The organism is Vibrio sp. RE86 (genome assembly GCF_013114545.1).
In the GTDB taxonomy this organism is placed as follows: Bacteria; Pseudomonadota; Gammaproteobacteria; order Enterobacterales; family Vibrionaceae; genus Vibrio.
On record NZ_VTXI01000029.1, the window covers coordinates 50,147 to 56,316 of the forward strand.

Annotated in this window: 7 protein-coding genes; 3 read left to right on the plus strand and 4 right to left on the minus strand. The window is 44.8% G+C overall.

The window, feature by feature from the left end:
• The first annotated feature begins 6 nt into the window (after positions 1-6).
• A complete protein-coding gene (locus tag F0231_RS19665) occupies positions 7-513 on the plus strand; it encodes a hypothetical protein (protein WP_171761380.1) in 507 nt (168 codons plus the stop codon).
• Between the two features lie 45 nt (positions 514-558).
• Here the strand turns inward: F0231_RS19665 and F0231_RS19670 are convergent, their stop codons facing one another.
• A complete protein-coding gene (locus F0231_RS19670; protein WP_171761381.1) occupies positions 559-1,089 on the minus strand; it encodes an elongation factor P hydroxylase in 531 nt (176 codons plus the stop codon).
• A 219-nt stretch (positions 1,090-1,308) separates the two neighbouring features.
• Here F0231_RS19670 and F0231_RS19675 point away from each other — a divergent pair, with 219 nt between their 5' ends.
• Positions 1,309-1,932: a trimeric intracellular cation channel family protein gene (locus tag F0231_RS19675; RefSeq protein WP_171761382.1), complete on the plus strand. Its 624-nt coding sequence runs from the start codon at positions 1,309-1,311 to the stop codon at positions 1,930-1,932.
• Positions 1,933-2,000: 68 nt separating this feature from the next.
• Here F0231_RS19675 and aroC read toward each other — a convergent pair whose 3' ends face one another.
• The 3 genes from aroC to prmB all read right to left on the minus strand — a co-directional run bounded on the left by aroC (position 2,001) and on the right by prmB (position 5,463).
• Positions 2,001-3,086: a chorismate synthase gene (gene aroC, locus F0231_RS19680; protein WP_171761383.1), complete on the minus strand. Its 1,086-nt coding sequence runs from the start codon at positions 3,084-3,086 to the stop codon at positions 2,001-2,003.
• Between the two features lie 203 nt (positions 3,087-3,289).
• Positions 3,290-4,375, minus strand: a complete 1,086-nt coding sequence (locus F0231_RS19685; protein ID WP_171761384.1) for an outer membrane beta-barrel protein — start codon at positions 4,373-4,375, stop codon at positions 3,290-3,292.
• Between the two features lie 155 nt (positions 4,376-4,530).
• Positions 4,531-5,463 (minus strand): 50S ribosomal protein L3 N(5)-glutamine methyltransferase, encoded by a 933-nt coding sequence (gene prmB / locus F0231_RS19690; protein WP_171761385.1) that lies wholly within the window; start codon positions 5,461-5,463, stop codon positions 4,531-4,533.
• Positions 5,464-5,525: 62 nt separating this feature from the next.
• On the opposite strand from prmB, the gene smrB reads away from it, so the two are divergent.
• Positions 5,526-6,056: an endonuclease SmrB gene (gene smrB, locus F0231_RS19695; RefSeq protein ID WP_171761386.1), complete on the plus strand. Its 531-nt coding sequence runs from the start codon at positions 5,526-5,528 to the stop codon at positions 6,054-6,056.
• Positions 6,057-6,170 lie beyond the last annotated feature (114 nt).

Sequence of the window (6,170 nt, forward strand, 5' to 3'; positions counted from 1 at the left end):
ACCGTTATGAACACAACAAATAACAAACTGTATGCAAGTGTAATGACTCTCCTACTACTCGGTGGTTGTGGCGGCGGAGGGGGTGGTGACGAGGGTTCAACAAGTGGGTCATCTGGCAGCACATCCACACCAAGCGGAGAGGATTCAAGTACAGAGAGCGCGACAACACCAGCAAGCCAATCCGTGAGCATAACCGATCTACAAATCGATCATGACAACAGTTTGACGTCAGTGTACGAAGTGAATATCGATGTGAGCTTACCTCACCTCTCGGCATCACAAGTCTACGTATCGATTTGTGATAACAGTGGTGGAGGCTATGACAACATCGACTATGACCAATGCATGGTTAAGGCGGCATTGAATTCTGGATACGGTAGCTATCAATTGAGCGTTCCGAACCACTGTGAATCGCTGATTGCCGTTATATCCGTCATGGAGCCAAACACAGACCCGCTCGTCTATGTTCATAACCACAACGGGGAATTAGATTCTTCTTGGTTGATCCAATAAAGGAGCAGAATTAAAAAGTAAACAAGCCGCTTCATGCGGCTTGTTTTATTTCACTTCAAACTGTTCAAAAGAGAGCACTGGCACTTTGTAGAAAGCTCTCAATGAATCTGAAAGCATCTTTACTCGCAACGGAATACCTTGTTGGAAGATCTTTCCCACCTCTTGATGAACCTTATTCATAAACATAAGCCTATCAGGCTCAAAGTCACCATTAAGATTGTCGCAGCTTACCGTAAAAGGAAACCCTGCACTCTTTGACAGAATCCACTCATACGCTTGTGGGCGGATCTCCACTTTTTCAAATTCAGCTTGTACCTGCTCTGTGCGTCCATCTGGCTCATACCAATAACCAAAGTCTTCAAGCAAACGACGCTCAGGCCCAGCGACACACCAATGAGCAATCTCGTGCATTCCAGACGCATAGAAACCACGAGCAAAAATAATGCGATGATGAGGAGTCGACTCGTCAGAAGGTAAGTAAATCGGCTCATCCCCACCCAATTCGAGCTTGGTGTTGAATTGGTCAAAAAATGTATCGTTGAAGATCTTGATTAAGTCTTGGTATTCGTGGCTCATAGCTCAATTGGATTGTTGATATTCTTCGCTGCCGCATTCTCGCATTTTTCGTCCAAATTGCAAATCCACACAAAATGCATTGCTATTAGTTTAAGTTATGTGAAAAACGTTTTCGTCTTCATAAAATCTCATTCGTCACAGATCACATTTCCCACTACACTCTCGCCTTAAATTTATAAGATTATGCCGCATTTTTCGGCCCTATTTTGAGAATTCATCATGCTGCTCAGTGTTTTGTACATTATTGGAATTACAGCGGAAGCGATGACAGGTGCACTGAGTGCTGGTCGTCGAAAAATGGATTGGTTTGGCGTCATGTTAGTGGCAAGTGCAACAGCCATCGGTGGCGGCACCGTTCGTGACATTCTTCTTGGTCACTACCCGCTAGGTTGGGTAGAAAACCCACAGTTCTTGGCCATCACTTGTGTTGCAGGCGTACTCACTACAGGGTTAGCTAAGTGGGTTATCAAACTAAAAGGGCTGTTTATTCGTTTAGACGCACTTGGCCTCATCGTATTTAGCATCATCGGAACTAAAGTGGCGATGGGTATGGGACATCATGCGATGATCTGTATGGTCGCGGCACTGGTGACCGGCGTCTTTGGTGGGCTGCTTCGTGATCTTATTTGTCGCCAGACGCCACTGGTGCTTCACGAAGAATTGTACGCATCTGTCGCGCTAGCGTCATCAGGGCTATACCTAGCAATGCTAGAGTTTGGCATCAACGATGTCACCGCAACGATTACCACTCTTGTTGTGGGCTATCTTCTTCGCATGGCTGCAGTAAGGTTCAAATGGCGTTTACCCTCATTCCATTTAGAAACCGAAGGTTCCCTGCACTAACTCCTATTAGGTTCGATGCAAAGAAAAACGGCTTCCAATTTGGAAGCCGTTTTTGAATCAAACTTGCATTAAATCTGCGGAGTTTCTGTTGTCACGCCGTGATTTTGTCCGCGGTGACGCAATAAGTGGTCAAGTACAACAATCGCTAGCATCGCTTCAGCAATAGGCACCGCACGAATACCAACACATGGGTCGTGACGACCTTTCGTGATTAGCTCGGTTGACTCACCCTGCTTGGTGATGGTTTCACCAGGAACGGTAATGCTTGATGTTGGTTTAAGTGCAATATTTGCCACGATATCTTGACCAGTCGAAATACCACCTAAGATGCCACCAGCGTGGTTACTCGCAAAACCATCAGGGGTTAGCTCATCACGGTGCTCACTACCTTTTTGGCTAACAACGTCAAAGCCATCACCAATCTCTACACCTTTAACAGCATTGATGCTCATGAGTGCATGAGCGATATCTGCATCAAGGCGATCAAAGACAGGCTCACCAAGACCAACAGGGACATTGGTTGCAACAACTTGTAGTTTTGCACCGATTGAATCACCTTGCTTTTTAAGGTCACGGATTAGTTGGTCAAAGGCTTCAACTTTATCGGCGTCAGGACAGAAGAACGCATTGTTCTCAATCTCAGCCCAATCAACCTTATCGATCGCTACGTCACCCATCTGTGAAAGGTAAGCTCGGATCTCAACACCAAACTCTTGCTTCAAGTATTTCTTTGCAATCGAACCTGCAGCAACTCGCATGGCTGTTTCACGAGCAGATGAACGACCGCCACCACGGTAATCACGCACGCCATATTTTTGATGGTAAGTGTAGTCAGCGTGACCTGGGCGGAACTTGTCTTTAATTTCCGAGTAATCTTTTGAACGTTGATCGGTGTTTTCGATCAACAGACCGATTGAAGTGCCCGTCGTTTGACCTTCAAACACACCAGATAGAATTTTCACTTCATCAGGTTCACGACGTGCTGTGGTATAACGAGAAGTACCTGGACGACGACGATCAAGGTCAATTTGAATATCCGCTTCTGTGATTTCAAGACCCGGAGGGCACCCGTCGACAATACATCCTAGTGCGATACCATGACTTTCTCCGAATGTGGTCACTCGGAAATGTTGTCCGATACTGTTTCCTGCCATTACTTCCTCAAACTTTTTTCTCTGGTACAACTATCAACTGTATACAGAGTTTTACACTTCAATTGTTAGTAAATTCATAGTCGCTTTATTGCGGTTTGATGTAAACCCCCAAAAGCCAACTATTTTGCTTTTTAGCCCGCATAAAAAACGCCAAGCCGATTTATCGCTAAATCAAGACTTGGCGCTTTGTTGAAATCAAGGGTTTACTTAATTTCTAAGACTACCTTACGCTGTTCAGAAAGAGGGTAACCTTCTACTTCTCCCAAGATTTGAACATTAATCTGAGAGCTGTTTACCCCTTTAGAGTCTAGGTACTTAACAACATAGTCTGCTCGTTTTTTCGCTAGCATATCATTGTATTTCGCAGGACCCGTCGTATCACTCGATGCTTTCAGCTCAATAACTGACTCTTCTCCGATTTGGCTAATCAGACCATCAAGCTCTGTTAACAGTGCCTCTGAAGGAGTAGTGCTATCAAAGCCAAAATACACTTTAGCTACACGCGGTTCGACAACTTCATCCATCACTTCTTGCTGAATCGAAACTTGCGGTTTTGGTTCTACCTGTTGAAGCTCATCAGTATTCACATTTTGTTCAGCGGCAATAATTGTCGGTTCTTGTACTTGCGCTACGACAGGCGCAGATGCTGCTACCAAGAGTGCATCACTCTTATCAGAGCCACCACCGAACAAGTATGAAATATTCATCGAGACTAGATGGTTTCTAGTTCCATCCATATCAACGCTATCCCACCCAGCCGAAGCAGCCCAGTTATCTGCCAGCTGATATTCAACACCAGCGCCAATGAGTAAATCGGTACCGGACTCGTTACCCCTAGCATTATCCACTTCAACCGTCGACTCCCAAGCCATAGCACCAATTCTGCCATATACCGACCAGTCTTTAACAAACTCGTATGTAGGCCTGATTGCAGCTGCAAAGCCTTCACCAGTAATTGGCAAAGCGTCAACAAGAGCATCATCAAACCCTTGTGTCCCACCTATTACGGTAACGTCGCGACGACCAAAGTTTAAGTAGCCTGCCTCCAGAATAATGTTTTGATGCGCCTGCCAACCAACCCAAGCACTATAGCCCAGACCATTGCTCATTGGATAATCAATATCCGTATCAAACCCACTATCTAGTAAGCTTGACTCAATTTGGGTTTCAGATACATCGGTATTAAACCCATAACCTAATCCACCTGATACACGCCACGAGTTCTCAGACGAAATTGCCGAGCTACTAGCAGCCAAAGTTATCATTACAGCAAGCAAAGACTTTTTCATTCAACTTCCTTATCTACTACATACAAAACAAGGGCTTTATTCGTCTCTTGTTTATACTATTGTAAATAGTATTGCATACTGTAAGAAAATAAACAAAAAAAAAGCACCAATATTATTCACTTGGTGCTTATTACTTTTTAATCTGGGGTTAAGAGCTAATCTTTATAGATAGAAAACTCTTCTGCATGTTCTAGCATCTGCTCTCGCGTCAGCATAAATACACCGTGACCACCGTTTTCAAACTCAAGCCAAGTGAATGGAATGTCCGGGTATTGCTCCATCATGTGAACCATAGAGTTACCGACTTCACAGATAAGAATACCGCTTTCTGTAAGGTAATCTGGTGCGTTTGCCAAAATACGGCGCACAAGCTTGAGGCCATCAGTGCCTGCAGCCAAGCCAAGTTCTGGCTCATGAGTAAACTCATCCGGTAGGCTGTTCATGTCTTCTTCGTCCACATATGGTGGGTTCGACACGATGATGTTGTATTTCTCTTTTGGAAGATCACGGAATAGATCTGAACGGATAGGGAAAACTTGCTGTTCCATACCGTGGTCTTGCACGTTTTGTTCTGCCACTTGCAGTGCATCTGTTGAGATATCAATTGCATCAACTTCTGCTTCAGGGAAAGCATGAGCACACGCAATCGCAATACAGCCGCTGCCAGTACACAAGTCCATGATACGAGTAGGCTCTTCCACTAACCAAGGCTGGAATTCAGCTTGAATCAACTCACCAATCGGAGAACGTGGCACAAGAACACGCTCATCAACGAAGAACTCAAGACCACAGAACCACGCTTTATTCGTCAGGTAAGCTGTTGGCGTGCGCTCATTAATACGCTTAACAACACGCTCAACAATGCGCATACGCTCGCTTGTTGTCAGGCGCGAGTTTAAGACATGTGGAGGCACATCGATCGGTAGGTATAGTGTTGGAAGGATCAGCTGTACTGCTTCATCCCATGCGTTATCTGTACCGTGACCATAAAATAGGTTCGCAGCGTTGAAACGACTTACAGTCCAACGAATCATATCTTGAAGCGAGTGAAGTTCTGATACTGCTTCTTCTACAAAAATCTTATCCAAAATTGCCTCCGAAAAGCGCTACAATACTGCTAATTGCATTTATACATATTTAAATTATTCCCATGAGCAAAAAAGACACCGATATGGATGATGACTTCGCCCTTTTTAGGGATGCAGTACAAGGCGTAAAAAAGTTGTCACAGGATACCATAGTCCAGCAACCAAAAAAAAACAGTAAGCAAAAAGAAATTGTCCGTACCGCCCGTGAAGCCAGTGATACGGAGTTCTATTTCTCTGACGAGTTTGTGCCTTTGCTGAATGAAGAAGGCCCAACACGTTACGCTAGAGATGATGTTTCGACGTATGAAGTCAAGCGCCTGCGCCGCGGTGTTTATGTCCCTGATGTGTTTTTAGATATGCACGGCATGACTCAGAAAGAGGCAAAACGAGAGCTTGGAGCCATGATCGCTCACTGCATTAAGAACGAAGTGTCCTGTGCTTGTGTTCAGCACGGTATTGGTAAGCACATCCTAAAACAAAAAGCCCCACTTTGGCTGGCTCAGCACCCAGATGTGATGGCGTTCCACCAAGCACCTCTGGAGTTTGGTGGTGACGGTGCTTTATTGGTGTTGCTCTCGATTCCTGAAAAATAACCACTTCCTATTGTCTCGTCCTAAAATACGTTGACGATTTTTAATAAGCCAGTAACGCAAGTTGCTGGCTTTTTTCATGCACCTTATTTGGCGTATTCATACCCAGGCTAAGAT